Below are 16027 nucleotides of genomic sequence, written 5' to 3' on the forward strand. Positions count from 1 at the left end.
CGGATCAATCTAGGGCACCCACCGGGTGCCTGCTGCGTGCCTGGTGCGTGCCTTCCCGGGTGCCCGCGCCCGGCCGGCGCGCACGGACCGGTCCCCGCGACGCCCTAGACTTCGCCGGGACATGAGCGCATCGACCACACCGTTCTGGCCCGCCCCCACCGTCGACGGAGCGGTGGAGGCCGTGGTCACCCTCCCGGGCAGCAAGTCGATCACCAACCGCGCGCTGATCCTGGCCGCCCTCGCCGACGGCCCCTCCGTCGTACGGCGAGCTCTGCGGTCGCGCGACACGCTGCTGATGGCCGGGGCGCTGAACGCGCTCGGCGCACGGGTCGAGACCGACGGCGAGGACTGGACGGTCACGCCCCTGCCGACGAACGCGAGCGTCGGGGACGGCGCACTGGTCGACTGCGGCCTGGCCGGCACCGTGATGCGGTTCGTGCCGCCGGCCGCCGGCCTGGTCACCGGCGCCGTGCGCTTCGACGGCGACCCCCACATGCGCAACCGGCCCGTCGGCGAGATCCTCGACGCGCTCGCCGCGCTCGGCCTGGAGATCGACGACGCCGAGGAGGGCTCGCCCGGAGCGCTCCCCTTCACCGTCCACGGGACCGGCACGGTGCCCGGCGGGACCGTCGTCATCGACGCGTCCGCCTCCTCCCAGTTCGTCTCCGCGCTGCTGCTGGCCGGGGCCCGGTTCGACTCCGGCGTCGACGTGCGCCACGACGGCGCGCCGATCCCGTCCCTGCCCCACGTGGAGATGACCGTGACCATGCTGCGGCGTCGAGGCGTCGCGGTCGACGACGCCGACGCGAACCGATGGGCGGTCTCCCCCGGCCCGATCGCCGCCGTCGACGAGGTGGTCGAGCCCGACCTCTCCAACGCCGCGCCGTTCCTCGCGCTGGCCGCGGTCTCCGGGGGCAGCGTCACCGTGCGTGACTGGCCCGCGGCCACCACCCAGGCCGGCGACGCGCTGCGCGACCTGCTGACCCGGATGGGCTGCACCGTCTCGCGGACCGATGGGGGCCTGCGGGTCACCGGGCCGGCCGACGGCTGGCGCGGGCTGCAGGGCCTGCAGGCCGACCTGCACGACGTCGGCGAGCTGGCGCCCGCGGTGGCCGCGCTCTGCGCGCTCGCCTCCACCCCCTCGCACCTGACCGGGATCGCCCACATCCGCGGCCACGAGACCGACCGGCTGGCCGCGCTGGCCACCGAGCTCGGCCGCCTCGGCGCCGACGTCGAGGAGCTCCCGGACGGGCTCCGGCTCGCGCCGGCCGCGCTGCGCGGCGGCCGGTTCCGCACCTACGCCGACCATCGGATGGCACACGCCGGCGTGATCATCGGCGCGGCGATCGACGGCGTCGAGGTCGAGGACATCGCGACCACCAGCAAGACCTTCCCCGACTTCGCGACCTTCTGGTCCGGGCTGTTCCACCCGGTCGGGAGCCTCGGGGCCTGAGGCCGGCGATGGCGCGCTACACCGACCAGGACGTCGAGCACTACGAGCGGCCCCGCCGCCGGACCCGGCCGCGGACCAAGGACCGCCCGGAGTACGCCGACGCGGTGGACGGCGTGGTCACCACCGTCGACCGCGGCCGGTTCACGCTGACCGTCGAGGGGCGCTCGGTCTACGCGATGAAGGCGCGCCCCCTGGGCCGCAAGGGCGTCGTGGTCGGCGACCGGGTGCGGGTCGTGGGCGACGTCTCCGGGAGGGACGGCACCCTGGCCCGGATCGTCGAGGTCACTCCCCGCACGACCGTGCTGCGTCGTACCGCGGACGACGACGACCCGGTCGAGCGGGTGCTGGTCGCCAACGCCACCCAGCTCGTGGTGGTCGCCGCGCTCGCCGACCCCGAGCCGCGGCCCCGGCTGATCGACCGCGCCCTGGTCGCGGCGTACGACGCGGGGCTGACGCCGCTGCTGATCCTGACCAAGGCCGACCTGACGTCACCGGACGAGCTGCTCGCCACCTACCGGTCGCTCGGCGTGCCGTGGGTGGTCACCCACCGCGGCCCGGATCGGGAGATCGTCGGCCTGGACGGGATCCGCCAGCGGCTCGCCGGGCAGACCAGCGTGCTGGTCGGCCACAGCGGCGTCGGGAAGTCGACCCTGGTCAACGCGCTGGTGCCGGACGCTGCCCGGGAGACAGGCCACGTCAACGCGGTCACCGGACGCGGCCGCCACACCTCGACCTCGGCGGTGCTGCTGCCGCTGCCCGACGACGCCGGCTGGATCATCGACACCCCGGGCATCCGCTCGTTCGGGCTGGCCCACGTGCAGCCCGAGCACCTGATCGAGGCGTTCCCCGACCTGGACGAGGCCACCGAGGAGTGCCCGCGCGGGTGCACCCACGGCGAGGAGGAGCCCGAGTGCTCCTTGGACGAGGCGGTGACCGCCGGCGAGGTGGATGCCGAGCGCGTCACCTCGTTCCGCCGGCTCCTGGCCGCCCGCTCGGTCACCGACTACTGAGGCCGACCCGGGCCTCCGACCCCTCAGCCCCAGGTGGCCTGCGCGCCGGCGTCGCCGGTGAGCACCACCAGGACCAGCGTGAGCAGCGCCGCGAGCGCCGTGACCAGCACCAGGGCGACCCGGGCGGGGCCGGTGCGGTCGTGCAGCCACACGGTGATCAGCGCCAGCGCCGCGAAGGCCGTCGCCCCGCCCCGCAGGCGGGTGCCCCAGGTCTGGTGGGTGTCCAGCCGGTCGGCGAACTCCCCCGTGGCGCCGGCGAACCGGTCGGTGCGCAGACTCTGGCCCGAGAAGTAGGCGACCCACACGGCCACGACGGCGACCAGCGCCAGCACCACCAGCGGCCACCGCAGCCGGTCGCGCCAGGCCGGGACGACGTACCCGATCCCGCACAGCGCGGCGAGCGGGGTGAAGACCACCGCGGCGTGCACGACGAGCGGGTGCAGCGGCACCCCGTTGATCTCCATGGTTGAAGTCTGCACCAAGCGGATCGGGCGGCGTCGCCACCAACTAGGGTGTCGGCCGTGACCGGCCCCGACTACACCGACGACCTCCGACTGGCGCACCTGCTCGCCGACGACGCCGACTCGCTGACGCAGGCGCGTTTCAAGTCGCTCGACCTGCACGTGATGAGCAAGCCGGACCTCACCCCGGTGACCGACGCCGACCGGGGCGTCGAGGAGTCGATCCGCCGTACCCTCTCCCGAGCCCGCAGCCGCGACGCGATCACCGGCGAGGAGCAGGGCACCACCGGCCACTCGCAGCGCCGCTGGATCGTCGACCCGATCGACGGCACCAAGAACTTCGTGCGGGGCGTCCCGGTGTGGGCCACGCTGATCGCGCTGGCGGTCGACGGCGAGGTCGTGCTCGGCGTGGTCTCCGCGCCGCAGCTGCAGCGCCGCTGGTGGGCGGTCAAGGGCGGCGGGTCCTGGACCGGCAAGTCGCTGATGAAGGCGACCCGCTGCCAGGTCTCGGACGTACGCCGCCTCGAGGACGCCTCGCTCTCGTACTCCTCGATCAGCGGCTGGGAGGAGCGCGGCATGGCCGACGACTTCCTGGCGCTGATGCGCCGCGTGTGGCGTACCCGGGCCTACGGCGACTTCTGGTCCTACATGCTGCTCGCCGAGGGCGCGGTCGACCTCGCCGCCGAGCCCGAGCTCGAGGTCTACGACATGGCCGCGCTGGACATCATCGTGCGCGAGGCCGGAGGCCGGTTCACCTCGCTCGACGGCAGCGACGGCCCGTGGGGCGGCAACGCGGTGGCCACCAACGGCCACCTGCACGACGCGGCGCTCTCGTTCCTGGGCAGCGTCACCGACGACGGCACCGACCCGGACTGGCCCTCGCAGGGCCCGGGCTCCGTCTCGGACCTGCGGGCCCGACGGGTGCAGCGCCAGCAGGGCGAAGATCCGCAGGCCTGAGGCCTGTTGTCGGGCCGGGCCCGTCTGTAACCTGCTTCACATGCACATCCGGGACGTGCTCCAGGCGAAGGCGATCCACGAGGTCGTCACCATCACTCCTGCCGCCGGCGTCCGCGAGCTGATCGCGATGATGGCCGAGCGCAACATCGGCGCGCTCGTGGTCAGCGAGGACGGCGCCAGCCTCGACGGCATCGTCAGCGAGCGCGACGTGGTCCGTCACCTGCACCACGACGGCACCGTCATCAACAACACCGTCGGCGCGATCATGACCGACGTGGTCCGCACCTGCGCGCCCGGAGACTCCCTGGACGAGGTGATGCACGCGATGACCGAGAAGCGGGTGCGGCACCTGCCGGTCGTCGACGAGGGTCAGCTGGTCGGCATCGTCAGCATCGGCGACCTGGTCAAGCACAAGATCGACGAGCTGCAGTTCGAGCGCGACCAGCTCGACCAGTACGTGCACCAGGGCTGACCCCGGCCCCGCCCGAGGCCGCGTCGGCCCGCCCCGCCGGCGCGCGTAGTGTGGGCGCCATGGACAAGCCTGAGATCGACTTCGTCGACCCCACCCCGCCCACCGACCTGGTGGTCACCGACCTCACCGTCGGCGACGGCGCCGAGGCCACCGCCGGCTCCACCGTGAGCGTCCACTACGTCGGCGTAGCGCACAGCACCGGCGAGGAGTTCGACGCCTCGTACAACCGCGGCACCCCGCTGCAGTTCCGGCTCGGCGCCGGCATGGTCATCGCCGGCTGGGACCAGGGCGTGCAGGGCATGAAGATCGGCGGCCGCCGCCAGCTGATCATCCCGCCGCACCTCGGCTACGGCGACCGCGGCGCCGGCGGCGTGATCAAGCCCGGCGAGACCCTGATCTTCGTGGTCGACCTGCTCGAGGTCCGCTGACCCTCACCTGACGCGGACGGCCTGCCCGCTGGTGCTCACCAGGGCAGGTCGTCCTCGAAGGTCGCCTCGTCGACGACGCGGGCCGCCTGCCCGCCCAGCCGTACGACGTCCCCGACCGCGAGCTGGCGACCGCGGCGTGTGTCCACCTCGCCGTTGACCGTCACCGCGCCGCCGGCGATGACCTCCTTGGCCTGCGCCCCGTCCTCGACGAGGCTGGCCAGCTTGAGGAACTGACCGAGCCGGATCATCCCCTCGCGGATCGGGACGTCCATCGGGGCGTCCTCCGCCGGGACCTCGACCGGCACCTCGGCGGCGGGGCTCTCCTCGGGCTGGGACTTGCGACGCTTGAACACGGCCTCAGTGTCCCATCACGACGGTGCTCGCGTGGATCAGCACCCCGACCAGCCCGCCGACGATCGTGCCGTTGATCCGGATGAACTGCAGGTCCCGGCCCACGTGCAGCTCGATCCGGCGGGCCGCCTCCTTGCCGTCCCACCGCTCGATGGTGTGGGTGATCACCGCGGTCACCTCCGCGCCGTAGCGGTCCACCGCGAAGACGGCGAAGTCGGCGGCCGCCCGGTCCAGGCGCTCACGTAGTGCCGGGTCGGCGTCGAGCCGCGCGGCGGCATGCGCCACCTCGGCGAGCAGCCGGCGTCGTACCGCGCCGTCGGGGTCGGCGAGCGAGGTCTGCAGCGCGCGGCGCAGCGCCTTCCAGAGCGTGATCGCGGTGGCGATCACCGCGGGGTGGTCCAGCACCCGCTCCTTGAGCCGCTCCGCCCGCTCCTGGGTCTCCGCGTCCTGCTGCAGGTCCCGGGCGAGCTGGGTGAGCAGCGAGTCCAGCGCGAGCCGGGCCCGGTGGGACGGGTTGGCGCGGATCTCGGAGAGCCAGCGCAGCATCTCCAGCTGCAGCCGGTCGATGACGATCTCGTTGAGCCGCTCGGGCGCCCACCAGGGCGCCCGCTCCCCCAGCACCTCGTGCACGGTCTCCGGGTGGGCCAGCAGCCAGTCGTGCATCTCGTCCAGCGCGAGGTCGACCAGGCCGTGGTGCAGGTCGTCGGCGAGCGCCTCGGCGAGCAGGCCGCCGAGCAGCGGTGCCACCTGCTCCTCGCGCAGGCGCGGGACCAGCGCCTCGGTGACCAGCGCCTCGACGTGCTCCTCGCGGACCTTCGACAGCGCGATGCCGAGCAGCTCGGAGGCCTCGTCGACCAGGCGCGCGGCGTTCGCCGGCTCCGCCAGCCAGTCGGCGACCCGACGTGAGACGCCGATGCCGAGGACCCGCTCGCGCACGATCTCCTCGTGCAGGAAGTTCTCCCCGACGAACTCCTCGAGTCCCCGGCCGAGCTCGTCCTTGCGCTTGGGGATCAGGGCGGTGTGCGGGATCGGCAGCCCGAGCGGGTGCTTGAACAGCGCGGTGACCGCGAACCAGTCGGCGATCGCGCCGACCATCGAGGCCTCCGCGCCGGCGTTGACGAACCCCCAGAACCCGGTCGCGTCCAGGGTCAGCAGGTAGACCGCCGCCGCGAGGAGCAGCAGCCCCACGGCGAGGGTGCGCATCCGGCGCAACGCCGTACGGCGTTGTGCGTCGGCGGACGGATCGGTCGGTAGCAGCGGCCCACTCACGGCGTCATCCTGCCCGAGCGCCGGTGGCTCGAACCGCGTCCTGCTCCGGGACATGGCCGCGGGCTCCCTCCGCCGGGACTCGCGCAACGATCTTGCGTCGTCCGGCGTTGCGCTGACGGGTGTGGCCGGTGGGGCTGCTGTACTCAGCCCCGGTCACCTTCCCCGGACCCTGGAGTACTGCATGCGCTCGCGCCTGGCACGCGTCCTCGCCAGCCTGTGCCTGACGGCGGTCGTCGTCGCGCCGGCAGCGGCGGGACCGCTGGCCGCACCCGCCCGCGCCGCGAGCGACGGCGCCAGGACCGGCGCCAGCACCGGCGCCACCCCCACGGCCGCCACCGCGACCGAGGAGGTCGACGAGGCCGGCGCCACGCTCGGCCACGACCGCGAGTTCACCCTGATGCTGCGCGACCTCTTCGTCGCCCGCCGCGACCTGGGCTTCTTCGCCCGGCTCCACGCCGACCTGCTGCTGGCCCGCCCCACGCAGGGCAACGCCGACCCGGACGGCCAGGGCTACCGCCGTCCGTCCACCCGCCGGTGCACCGACGTCGTCTGCGTCCACTATGTGACCCAGGGGTCCGACGCGCCGCCGAGCGAGCGCTGGGCCCGACGGACGCTGCGCGTGGTGGACCGGGTCTGGGACCTCGAGGTCGACACCCTGGGCTTCCGGGCACCGCCGACGGACCGCAGGCGCGGCGGCGACGGGCGCTTCGACGTCTACCTCGCCGACATCGGCAGCCGCGGGCTCTTCGGCTACTGCACGCCCGAGCGCCGGGTGAGGGGCGAGCGCGAGGCCGCGTCGGGCTACTGCGTGCTCGACAACGACTTCGCCCGTAGCCAGTACGGCACCCGACCGATGGTGTCGCTCCGGGTCACCGCGGCCCACGAGTTCTTCCACGCGATCCAGTTCGGCTACGACTTCCGCGAGGACCCGTGGCTGCTGGAGACCACCGCGTCGTGGGTCGAGGAGGTCTTCGCCGACGACGCGAACGACAACCGCCGCTACCTCCCCTACGGCGACGTCCGGCGCCCCCACGTGCCCCTGGACACCTACTCCAACACCGGCTGGGCGCAGTACGGCAGCTGGCCGTTCTGGGAGTTCGCCACCGCGCGGTACGGCGCGAACCTGGTGCGCGCCGTGTGGCGGCAGGCCGATGCCACCCGCGGAGCCCCGGGGCTCTCCTCGATCGAGGCGCTGCGCGCCGTGCTCGAGCGGCGCGTGGACGGCGACAACGGGCTGCGCACCGTGCTCACGTCGTACGCGCTGGCCAACCTGGACCCGGCCCGGGCCTACCCCGAGGGCGACCAGTGGCCGGCCGCACGGATCACCAAGCGGGTGCTGGTGGACCGCGCGGGCGAGCAGGGCACCCGCACCCTGACGGTCGACCACCTGGCCGCGCGGCACCTCGCGCTGCGTCCGCCGGGCGGAGACCAGCGGGCCGCGCGCCGACGTGCCCAGCCCCAGCGCCTCGAGCTGACCGTCCGGGCGCCCCGGCGCTCGGCGGTGGCCGTGACCGTACGGCGGGTCGACGGCACCCAGCGGCGCCGGGTGCTCGAGGGACGCTCCGCCCAGGTCGTGGTGGGCTTCGACCCGGGACGGGTGACGGCGGTGGTGGTCACCGCGGTGAACGCCTCGGCGCGCTACCGCTGCGACCGGGACACCCTGTGGGCCTGCGGCGGGCGCCCGCTGGACGAGGGAGCCACCTTCGAGATCGGGTTCCGGGCGCTGCCCGCGGACGGCTGAGGGGCCGGCGACCGCGGCCTCGGGGAGGCCGGTCCGCGCGGACTGTCGGCACGCCGTTCTACGTTGGTGCCAACGACCCCCGATCCCGAGGTGCACCGATGCCCGTCGAGTCGCAGCTGAACGAGCCCACCCGCCTGCTGGACCGCTACGACGCGGTCCGCGCCCACACCGAGACGCTGGCCAGGCCGCTCTCGCCCGAGGACCAGACCGTGCAGTCGATGCCGGACGTCTCCCCCACGAAGTGGCACCGGGCCCACGTCACGTGGTTCTTCGAGACCTTCGTGCTCGCCGAGCACGAGCGCGACTTCGCGCCCTACCAGGACCAGTACTGGTTCCTCTTCAACAGCTACTACGAGGCCGTCGGCCCGCGCTACGCCCGACCCGAGCGGGGCGTGATCAGCCGGCCGGGGGCGCACGACGTCGGCCTCTACCGGGGCAACGTCGACGACCGGATGCGGGAGCTGATCGCGGGCCTCGACGAGGGCACGCTGACCAAGCTCGCCGGCACCATCGAGCTCGGCTTCCACCACGAGCAGCAGCACCAGGAGCTGCTGCTGATGGACATCAAGCACGTGCTCTCCCGCAACCCGCTGCAGCCGGTGTACGCCGGGCGGCCCACCGCCGTCTCCGAGCCGGACCGGCTCGGCTGGGTCGGGTTCGACGGCGGCCTGGTGGAGATCGGCAGCGAGGGCGGCGGGTTCTGCTTCGACAACGAGCTGCCGGTGCACCAGCAGTGGCTGGCGCCGTACCGGTTGGCGGACCGGCTGGTCACCAACGGCGAGTGGCTGGAGTTCATGGCCGACGGCGGCTACCGGCGCCACGAGCTGTGGCTCTCCGACGGCTGGGCGAAGGTCACCACCGAGGGCTGGGCGGCGCCGTTCTACTGGACCGAGGTGGACGGGGTCTGGTTCGAGCACACGCTGCACGGCACGTTCCCGGTCGACCCGGGGCTGCCGGTCAGCCACGTGAGCCACTACGAGGCCGACGCCTACGCCACCTGGGCGGGCAAGCGGCTGCCGACCGAGGCGGAGTGGGAGCACGCGGCGCGCACCGTCGACGGACCGGAGACCCCGTCGGGGGCGGCGGCCAACCTCGCCAACGAGACCAGCTTCCACCCCGAGGCGGCGCCGGCCGCCTCCGGCGGACTGCGGCAGATGTTCGGCGACTGCTGGGAGTGGACCGGGTCGGCCTACCTGCCCTACCCGGGGTTCCGGCCCGCCGCCGGCGCGATCGGCGAGTACAACGGGAAGTTCATGTCCGGCCAGATGGTGCTCCGCGGCGGGTGCGCGCTGACCCCGGCCGGTCACGCCCGGGCGTCGTACCGGAACTTCTTCCCGCCCGGTGCCCGGTGGGCGCTGAGCGGGGTGCGACTGGCGGACGGGCCGGGAGCATGAACGCGCCGCACGTCTCGGTGCTGCTCGAGCCCGACTGGGCCGCCGCCGCGCTGGTCGCGGACGTGCGCCGCGGACTCGGCTCGGTGCCGCGGTCGCTGCCCCCGAAGTGGCTCTACGACGACGCCGGTTCGCTCCTGTTCGACCGGATCACCCGCCTCCCGGAGTACTACCCGACCGAGGCCGAACGATCGATCCTGGCGACCTTCGCGCCCTCGATCGCGCACTCGTGCGACGCGACCACGGTGGTCGAGCTCGGCAGCGGGACCAGTGACAAGACCCGCCTGCTGCTCGAGGCGTTCGAGGGGGCCGGGCACCTGGAGCGGTTCGTGCCCGTCGATGTCTCCGAGGGCGTGATGCGGGAGGCCGCGGCGCAGATCGCCCGGCGGCACCCGGCGATCGAGGTGGAGGCGGTGGTCGGCGACTTCACGCTGCACCTCGGCCACCTGACGCGCTACGAGCACAAGCTGGTGGCCTTCCTCGGCGGCACGATCGGCAACCTGTACGTCGAGGAGCGCGCCGCCTTCCTCGGGGCGCTGAGCGACTCGATGGGCGAGGGCGACTGGCTGCTGCTCGGCACCGACCTGGTCAAGGAGGCCGACCGCCTGATCGCCGCGTACGACGACGCCGAGGGCGTCACCGAGGCGTTCGTGAAGAACAGCCTGGCGGTGCTGAACCGCGAGCTCGAGGCCGACTTCGACCCCGACGCGTTCGGCTACGTGCCGTTCTGGGACCCACGGCTGCAGCGGATGGACCTGCGGCTGCGCTCCGAGGTGCCGCAGCGGGTCCGCATCCCGGGCGCCGGCCTCGACCTCGACCTGGCCGCCGGGGAGGAGATCCGGATCGAGATCTCGACCAAGTTCACCCGGGAGCGGATCGCCTCCGAGCTCGGCGCGGTCGGCCTCGAGGTGGCCGAGCAGTGGACCGACGGGGCGGGCGACTTCGCGGTCACGCTGGCCAGGAAGGGCGTCCTCACCCCGCGACCGGAGGGGTGAGCGCGCGCCGCAGCGCCGCCCGCTCGGCGGCGAGGAAGGACACCACCGACGGCGCGGCGGGGCGCACCCCGTCGGCACCGTGGTACATGCCCGGCACGACCTCTAGGTCGACCGGGACGCCGGCGTCCGCCAGTCGCTCGGCATAGGCGCGCGACTCCTCGAGGAAGAGGTCGGCGTCGCCGATCCCGATCCAGGCGGGCGGCAGGCCGGTCAGGTCCGCGGTGCGCGCCGGCACGGCGTACGGCGGCGGGCTGCCGCCGCGCTCGCGCGACCCGCCGAGGTAGTAGTCCCAGGCGGTGCGGTTGGACCGCGGCGTCCACACGAAGTGGCGCCGGGTCGCGGGCTCCGTGCGGTCGTCGAGCATCGGGTAGCGCAGCGCCTGGAAGCAGATCCGGTACTCGCCGCGGTCGCGCACCAGCTGGCACAGCGCCGCGGCGAGGCCGCCGCCCGCACTGGCTCCGGCGACGGCGATCCGATCGGGGTCGATGCCCAGCTCCTCGGACCGGCGAACGAGGTCGGCGAGGACGGCGTACCCGTCCTCCAGGGCCGCGGGGAACGGGTGCTCGGGTGCCAGCCGGTAGTCCACCGCGACGGCGACGACGCCCAGGTCGTGGGCCAGGTCGGTGACCAGGTCGGTGTTGGCGTAGCCGCTGCCGACCACGTAGCCGCCGCCGTGGAACCACAGCACCGCTCCCGACGGCACGGCGCGTCCCTCGGGCACCACCTCGACGTGCGCGCCCTCGCCGCCACCGCCGACCTGGCGGCGCAGCGTCCGCAGGCTCGCCTCGTCGCGCAGCTCGAAGGGCTTGAGCAGCCAGACCGACCGCAGCTCGCGAGGGGTCCGCAGGTAGGCGGCGAGGGCCGGCAGGCGCACGCCGCCAGCCTAGGAGACGACCCCGCCCGCCGAGGCAGAAGTGCCCACCGCACCGGGGCGCGGCCACCGTCCGGCAACAGCGTCGGGAAGGCGCCGAGGAGTCCCCCGCGCAGCCGGAGTCGGTGGCGCGGTCGGACGGCGCGGTTGGCTAGCGTGGGGCCGTGCCGGACCAGTACCTCGCGTTCCTCCTCGTCACCGGGCTGCTCACGCTCACGCCCGGTCCCGACATGGCACTGGTCCTGCGCAACGGGGTGCGCGGCGGCACCTCGGTCGCCTGGTGGACAGGCCTCGGCTGCTGCACCGGCATCGCCGGGTACGCCGCCGCATCGGCGCTCGGGCTGGCCGCGGTGCTCGCGGCGTCGGCGACGGCCTTCACGATCGTCAAGCTCGCCGGCGCCGCGTACCTCGTCTACCTGGGCGCGCGGGCGCTCTGGCACGCGCGCCCCGGGCAGAGCGAGCCGCCCTTGGCGACCGACGTCGCCCCCGTGGCGCTCCTCGACCGCCGAGCGGCGTTCCGGCAGGGGCTGCTGAGCAACCTGCTGAACCCGAAGATCGCGCTGATCTTCCTCACGCTGATCCCGCAGTTCGTCTCCCCCGGCGAGCCGCCGCTCGTGACCACCGCGGTCCTAGCAGGCTCGTTCCTGGCGATGGCGGTGCTCTGGTGGCGCTCGTTCTCCTTGGCCGTCGGCGCGCTGGGCCGCCTGCTCGCCCGGGACGGCGTCCGGTCGGGCATCGAGCGGCTCACGGGCGTGGTGCTGATCGGGCTCGGACTCCGGGTGGCGTTCAGCCACTGACCGGTCGGCGGGGCCTGACTCGCGGGTCGGCGGTCAGGTCTGGGGGTAGACCCGGGCCAGCCAGTCCTCGAACGGCTCCGTGCCGAGCACCGGGTCGCCCGCGTCCGCGGTGGGCAGGAGTCCGCCCTCACGCACCTGGCGACCGAGGCTGCCGGGCAGCGGCATCGACACGACGGCGCGACGCAGGCCGCGGGCGACCACGATCTGGCGGACCAGCTGGTCCAGCTGGTGCTCGCGGGGCCCGGCGAGGTCGGGCAGCCGGCCCGCCGGCGGCCCCTCGACCGCGTCCACCAGCGCCTCGGCGACCTCGGCCGCGGCGATCGGCTGGCAGCGCATCCGCTGGGCGACCACCAGACCGGGCGGGCCGTGGTCGATGGCCAGGTTGGCGAACTCGTAGAACTGCGTCGCGCGCAGCAGCGTCCACGGCACCGGGCCGGCGGCCAGCGCCGACTCCTGCGCCCGCTTGCCGAGGTAGTAGCCGAGGTCGACCCGGTCGCAGCCGACGACCGACAGCGCCACCACGTGCTCGACCCCGGCCCGCTCGGCGGCGCCGAGCAGCCGCTGCGTGACGCCGTCGAAGAACGCGACCGCGCGCCGGGCGCGCAGCGTGGTCAGGTTGGTCACGTCGACCACCCGCTCGACGCCGGCCATCGCCTCGTCCACCCCTGCTCCCGAGGTGAGGTCGACACCGGTCGAGCGCGCGAGCACGGTCACCTCGTGCCCGCGCCGGCGCGCCGCGTCCACGACGAGCCGGCCGACCACGCCGGTGCCTCCGGCCACCGCCAGCGAGACCATCGGCACTACCTCCTGAGGAGCCCGGCACGGGCTCGGCCGGAGATCAGCGGGTACGACGCTCCAAGGCCTCCGTGAGCAGCGCGATCAGCGCCTCGGTCTGGACGTCGATCGAAGTCTCCACGGTCTCGCCGGCGCCGTCCAGCGCACGGGCAGCGAGTCCGGCCTTCCGGTCGATCAGCTCGGCGATCCGGGTGTCCAGCGTCTGCGTCGCGATCACCCGCCAGGCGGTCACCGGCTCGGTCTGGCCGATCCGGTGGACCCGGTCGATCGCCTGGGTCTGCTCGGCGTCGGTCCAGGAGAGCTCGGCGAGCACCAGGTTGGAGGCGACCTGCAGGTTGAGGCCGACCCCGGCGGCGGTCAGCGAGCAGACCGCGACCGCGACGTCCGGGTCGTTGACGAACGCGTCGATCTGCTTCTGGCGCACGGTCGAGGACTGGTCGCCGCGGATCGAGGAGTACTTGATCCCGCGCTGGGCGAAGACCTCCTCGGCGCCGTCCATGACGTCGATGTGCTTGGCGAAGAAGACGACCTTGCCGACATTGCGGGCCAGCTGCGCGGTGTAGTCCGCGGCCAGTCCCGCCTTGGCCTGGCCGATCCGGCGGAGCATGCCGAAGACGTTCTCGCCGGTCTTGGCGGCGTTGTCCTCGCGCTCCCAGGTCGCCACCTGGCGGACCAGGTCGTGGTCGATGCCCTCGACCACCGCGCCGGAGCGACGGGTGGCCAGCGCGGTCTCGTAGCGCTCGACCATACGGCGGGCCAGCTCGGCCTCGGCCTTGCGGATGGAGCGCCCGGCCTCGCCCTCGAGCTCGACCGGGAGGTCGGCGACGCGGCGCGCGGGGATGTCGGAGGCGACGTCGATCTTGCGACGCCGGACGATGCCCTGGTTGACGACGCTCTGACGGGCGGCCGGGTAGAAGCCCGGGTCGGCCGGGGTCAGCCCGGTCTCCTCCAGGGCCGCCATCAGGCTGCCGAGCGGCACCTTCTCGTCGATCCAGCCCAGGAACTGCCAGATCGCTCGGAAGTCCTCGATGTCGTTGATCAGCGGTGTTCCGGTCAGCGCCATCATCAGCGGCCGCGCGGTGCGGCTGCGGATCCGGTCGGCGATCTGGAGCACGTGCTGGGAACGCTGGGAGGCCTTGTTCTTGATGTAGTGGGCCTCGTCCACGATCATCCCGCGGAAGCCGTGCTTGCCGAGCCAGCCGATGTGGCGGTCGAGGATCTCGTAGTTGACCACGAAGACGTCGGCGAAGCCGTCCACGTCCTCGCCGTCACCGTGCACCACGGTCGCGGTGCGGCCCGGGAGCCACAGGTCGACCTCGCGGGCCCAGTTGGTCTTGACCACGTTCGGCACCGCGACCAGCAGCGGGAAGGCGCCGGCGGCCTCCGCGGCGAGCAGCGCCTGCGCCGTCTTGCCCAGGCCGGGCTCGTCGGCGAGCAGGAAGGTGCGGTGGCCCTCCGCCGCGGCCGCGACGACCTCGGCCTGGTGGTGCATCAGCTCGCGGCCGCCCACGGTGCGCAGGCTGGTCGGCTCGGGCAGCGGCATCACGGCCGCGGCACCCTCGGGCGCGCGCTCGAAGGAGCGGAACAGGGGCTCCAGCAGCTCCCACCCGGCGAGGCGCTGCGGGCGGACCGGCGCCTGGGCGCCGGCGAAGTCGGGCACCAGGAACGGGTTGGAGAGCTGCCGGGCGGCGACCGACCGGGGCAGCACGCGGCGCTCGGCGGCGGCCAGCGCGGCCTCGTCGGGAACCTGCTCGGTCTCCTCCTCCTCGACCTCGATCCCCGCCTTGGCGAGGAGCTCGCGGCGCAGCTCGCGCGCGTCGTCGGAGATCTCCGCCTCCGGGTCGAGCAGCGTGAAGAGCGTCGAGTCGCGGGCCGCGGTCTGGGCGAGGATCGTGGCGATGCCGTCGAGCCGCTTGAGCTCCTCGTTGCGGCGGGCGTCGGTGAGGCTCTCGTCGGCCTTGACCCGCGCGCGCTCCTCACGGACCAGGAGGGCGATCACCTGGAACTTGGTACGCACGGAGATCACGGTCGAGCGCCGCTGCACGGCGGACTCGACCTCGCGCACGACGCGAGCGAGGACGGGGATGATCCCCTCCTCGTTGCGGTGCTTCTGCTTCTGCCCCGCACTACCTCGGCCGCGTCGCTGCTGCGACGAGCCTCGTTGGCTTCCTCGAGCCACAGATGTCCTTCCTGAGGCGCCCGGACGCGTCGACGACAGGTGCCGTCGGCACGCCCCTGCACGCTGGATCATCGATCCTGATCGGTGCCGCTCCCGCTCCCTCTCGCGGTGCCGGCTGTTTCAGTCACGCTGTTGTCAGTCAACTGGGGAACAGCCCGCGGCGTGCTGTCGATGTTACCAGCGCCACCCCGCCCGGGGCGCAATCCGGCAGAGAAAGCGCAGGTGGCGCGTCGGTTCGCCCGTTCGCCTGCGCCGGTCGGACGTCAGTCCCGCGCCAGCACGAAGAAGTACGGCGCCGGGTGGGTGCGCAGGTCCATCACGCCCAGCAGCGTGTCGGCGTCGACCCGGCGGAAGGTGTCGATGATCGGCAGGTGGTCGTAGACCATCGCGGTGGTGACCACGCCGCGGTGCCGGACCTCCCGCAGCCGGGCGCGCGGCTTGCGGGTGCGGAGCACGGGCGCGAGTAGGTCGATCGTGAACCGGGCGCGGGCCACGGCGCCGGTCGGCACGCGGCCGGCGACGCCCATCGGCGCCCACCGCGGGTCGACCGAGACGATCCGGCCGCCGGCGCGGAAGAGCAGCGGATGCACCGACTCCTCGTCGTCGAACTGCTTGCCGTACCAGCCGGTGGCCTCCAGCAGCCCGTCCAGCGGGTGCCCGGTGGCGAGCTCGCGGCCGTGCCACCGGCCGCGCAGCTCGCCGGCCCCCACCCCCGGCAGTGCGTCGAAGAGCGCGAATGCCTCCTCCACCGTGCAGGCGGGCTCCAGCGCGGCGAGCGCCGCGGCATGCCCGGCGTGCTCCGCGGGCTCGGCGCTGTCGGGGATGGGGTCGACGGTCATCTCAGGTCCCTCTCGTTC

The 16027-nt window shown here is 73.8% G+C and carries 16 protein-coding genes; 9 read left to right on the plus strand and 7 right to left on the minus strand.

The window, feature by feature from the left end; genetic code table 11:
• The first annotated feature begins 121 nt into the window (after positions 1-121).
• Positions 122-1453, plus strand: coding sequence for a 3-phosphoshikimate 1-carboxyvinyltransferase (gene aroA / locus E8D34_RS03890; protein ID WP_136593261.1), 1332 nt, complete (start codon positions 122-124; stop codon positions 1451-1453).
• 8 nt (positions 1454-1461) lie between these two features.
• Entirely contained in the window at positions 1462-2463 is a 1002-nt protein-coding gene (gene rsgA, locus E8D34_RS03895; protein ID WP_136593262.1) for a ribosome small subunit-dependent GTPase A, read from the plus strand.
• Positions 2464-2486: 23 nt separating this feature from the next.
• Here rsgA and E8D34_RS03900 read toward each other — a convergent pair whose 3' ends face one another.
• Positions 2487-2927, minus strand: a complete 441-nt coding sequence (locus E8D34_RS03900; protein WP_136593263.1) for a DUF2231 domain-containing protein — start codon at positions 2925-2927, stop codon at positions 2487-2489.
• 57 nt (positions 2928-2984) lie between these two features.
• Between E8D34_RS03900 and hisN the strand changes: the two genes are divergently transcribed.
• From hisN to E8D34_RS03915, 3 genes are read left to right on the plus strand one after another with little or no spacing between them, the layout of a single operon-like run.
• On the plus strand, positions 2985-3881 hold the full coding sequence (gene hisN, locus E8D34_RS03905; RefSeq protein WP_136593264.1) for a histidinol-phosphatase: 897 nt from the start codon (positions 2985-2987) through the stop codon (positions 3879-3881).
• Positions 3882-3921: 40 nt separating this feature from the next.
• A complete protein-coding gene (locus E8D34_RS03910) occupies positions 3922-4353 on the plus strand; it encodes a CBS domain-containing protein (RefSeq protein ID WP_136593265.1) in 432 nt (143 codons plus the stop codon).
• A 59-nt stretch (positions 4354-4412) separates the two neighbouring features.
• The gene (locus E8D34_RS03915) at positions 4413-4781 is read left to right on the plus strand and encodes an FKBP-type peptidyl-prolyl cis-trans isomerase (protein ID WP_136593266.1); all 369 of its coding nucleotides are present in this window, start codon (positions 4413-4415) and stop codon (positions 4779-4781) included.
• 35 nt (positions 4782-4816) lie between these two features.
• Here E8D34_RS03915 and E8D34_RS03920 read toward each other — a convergent pair whose 3' ends face one another.
• A complete protein-coding gene (locus E8D34_RS03920; RefSeq protein ID WP_136593393.1) occupies positions 4817-5053 on the minus strand; it encodes an RNA-binding S4 domain-containing protein in 237 nt (78 codons plus the stop codon).
• An 85-nt stretch (positions 5054-5138) separates the two neighbouring features.
• A complete protein-coding gene (locus E8D34_RS03930; protein WP_240771077.1) occupies positions 5139-6401 on the minus strand; it encodes a DUF445 domain-containing protein in 1263 nt (420 codons plus the stop codon).
• 181 nt (positions 6402-6582) lie between these two features.
• Here E8D34_RS03930 and E8D34_RS03935 point away from each other — a divergent pair, with 181 nt between their 5' ends.
• The 3 genes from E8D34_RS03935 to egtD all read left to right on the plus strand — a co-directional run bounded on the left by E8D34_RS03935 (position 6583) and on the right by egtD (position 10528).
• Positions 6583-8142, plus strand: a complete 1560-nt coding sequence (locus E8D34_RS03935; protein WP_136593268.1) for an MXAN_6640 family putative metalloprotease — start codon at positions 6583-6585, stop codon at positions 8140-8142.
• 98 nt (positions 8143-8240) lie between these two features.
• Positions 8241-9536 carry an ergothioneine biosynthesis protein EgtB gene (egtB, locus tag E8D34_RS03940; protein WP_136593269.1) on the plus strand — a complete coding sequence of 432 codons (1296 nt, stop codon included), beginning with the start codon at positions 8241-8243 and terminating at the stop codon, positions 9534-9536.
• Positions 9533-10528 carry an L-histidine N(alpha)-methyltransferase gene (gene egtD / locus E8D34_RS03945; protein ID WP_136593270.1) on the plus strand — a complete coding sequence of 332 codons (996 nt, stop codon included), beginning with the start codon at positions 9533-9535 and terminating at the stop codon, positions 10526-10528. Before egtB ends, egtD begins: the two co-directional genes overlap by 4 nt.
• On the opposite strand, the gene E8D34_RS03950 is transcribed toward egtD, so the two are convergent.
• Entirely contained in the window at positions 10506-11402 is an 897-nt protein-coding gene (locus E8D34_RS03950; RefSeq protein ID WP_206056539.1) for an alpha/beta hydrolase, read from the minus strand. The genes egtD and E8D34_RS03950 overlap by 23 nt on opposite strands.
• Positions 11403-11563: 161 nt before the next feature.
• Here E8D34_RS03950 and E8D34_RS03955 point away from each other — a divergent pair, with 161 nt between their 5' ends.
• A complete protein-coding gene (locus tag E8D34_RS03955) occupies positions 11564-12196 on the plus strand; it encodes a LysE family translocator (protein WP_136593271.1) in 633 nt (210 codons plus the stop codon).
• Positions 12197-12229: 33 nt separating this feature from the next.
• Here E8D34_RS03955 and E8D34_RS03960 read toward each other — a convergent pair whose 3' ends face one another.
• The 3 genes from E8D34_RS03960 to E8D34_RS03970 all read right to left on the minus strand — a co-directional run bounded on the left by E8D34_RS03960 (position 12230) and on the right by E8D34_RS03970 (position 16009).
• Positions 12230-12991 (minus strand): NAD(P)H-binding protein, encoded by a 762-nt coding sequence (locus tag E8D34_RS03960; RefSeq protein WP_206056540.1) that lies wholly within the window; start codon positions 12989-12991, stop codon positions 12230-12232.
• A 43-nt stretch (positions 12992-13034) separates the two neighbouring features.
• On the minus strand, positions 13035-15056 hold the full coding sequence (locus E8D34_RS03965; RefSeq protein ID WP_240771078.1) for a DEAD/DEAH box helicase: 2022 nt from the start codon (positions 15054-15056) through the stop codon (positions 13035-13037).
• A 377-nt stretch (positions 15057-15433) separates the two neighbouring features.
• The gene (locus E8D34_RS03970; protein ID WP_136593274.1) at positions 15434-16009 is read right to left on the minus strand and encodes a DUF4334 domain-containing protein; all 576 of its coding nucleotides are present in this window, start codon (positions 16007-16009) and stop codon (positions 15434-15436) included.
• Positions 16010-16027: the final 18 nt, after the last annotated feature.

The sequence above is a fragment of the Nocardioides sp. GY 10113 genome, assembly GCF_004919105.1.
Classification (GTDB): Bacteria; Actinomycetota; Actinomycetes; order Propionibacteriales; family Nocardioidaceae; genus Nocardioides.

Bases quoted from the DNA above. Each gene is read 5' to 3' on its own strand.
- aroA (WP_136593261.1), top strand. From the start codon at position 122: ATGAGCGCATCGACCACACCGTTCTGGCCCGCCCCCACCGTCGACGGA.
- rsgA (WP_136593262.1), top strand. From the start codon at position 1,462: ATGGCGCGCTACACCGACCAGGACGTCGAGCACTACGAGCGGCCCCGC.
- E8D34_RS03900 (WP_136593263.1), bottom strand. From the start codon at position 2,927: ATGGAGATCAACGGGGTGCCGCTGCACCCGCTCGTCGTGCACGCCGCG.
- E8D34_RS03910 (WP_136593265.1), top strand. From the start codon at position 3,922: ATGCACATCCGGGACGTGCTCCAGGCGAAGGCGATCCACGAGGTCGTC.
- E8D34_RS03915 (WP_136593266.1), top strand. From the start codon at position 4,413: ATGGACAAGCCTGAGATCGACTTCGTCGACCCCACCCCGCCCACCGAC.
- E8D34_RS03920 (WP_136593393.1), bottom strand. From the start codon at position 5,053: ATGGACGTCCCGATCCGCGAGGGGATGATCCGGCTCGGTCAGTTCCTC.
- E8D34_RS03935 (WP_136593268.1), top strand. From the start codon at position 6,583: ATGCGCTCGCGCCTGGCACGCGTCCTCGCCAGCCTGTGCCTGACGGCG.
- egtB (WP_136593269.1), top strand. From the start codon at position 8,241: ATGCCCGTCGAGTCGCAGCTGAACGAGCCCACCCGCCTGCTGGACCGC.
- egtD (WP_136593270.1), top strand. From the start codon at position 9,533: ATGAACGCGCCGCACGTCTCGGTGCTGCTCGAGCCCGACTGGGCCGCC.
- E8D34_RS03960 (WP_206056540.1), bottom strand. From the start codon at position 12,991: ATGGTCTCGCTGGCGGTGGCCGGAGGCACCGGCGTGGTCGGCCGGCTC.
- E8D34_RS03970 (WP_136593274.1), bottom strand. From the start codon at position 16,009: ATGACCGTCGACCCCATCCCCGACAGCGCCGAGCCCGCGGAGCACGCC.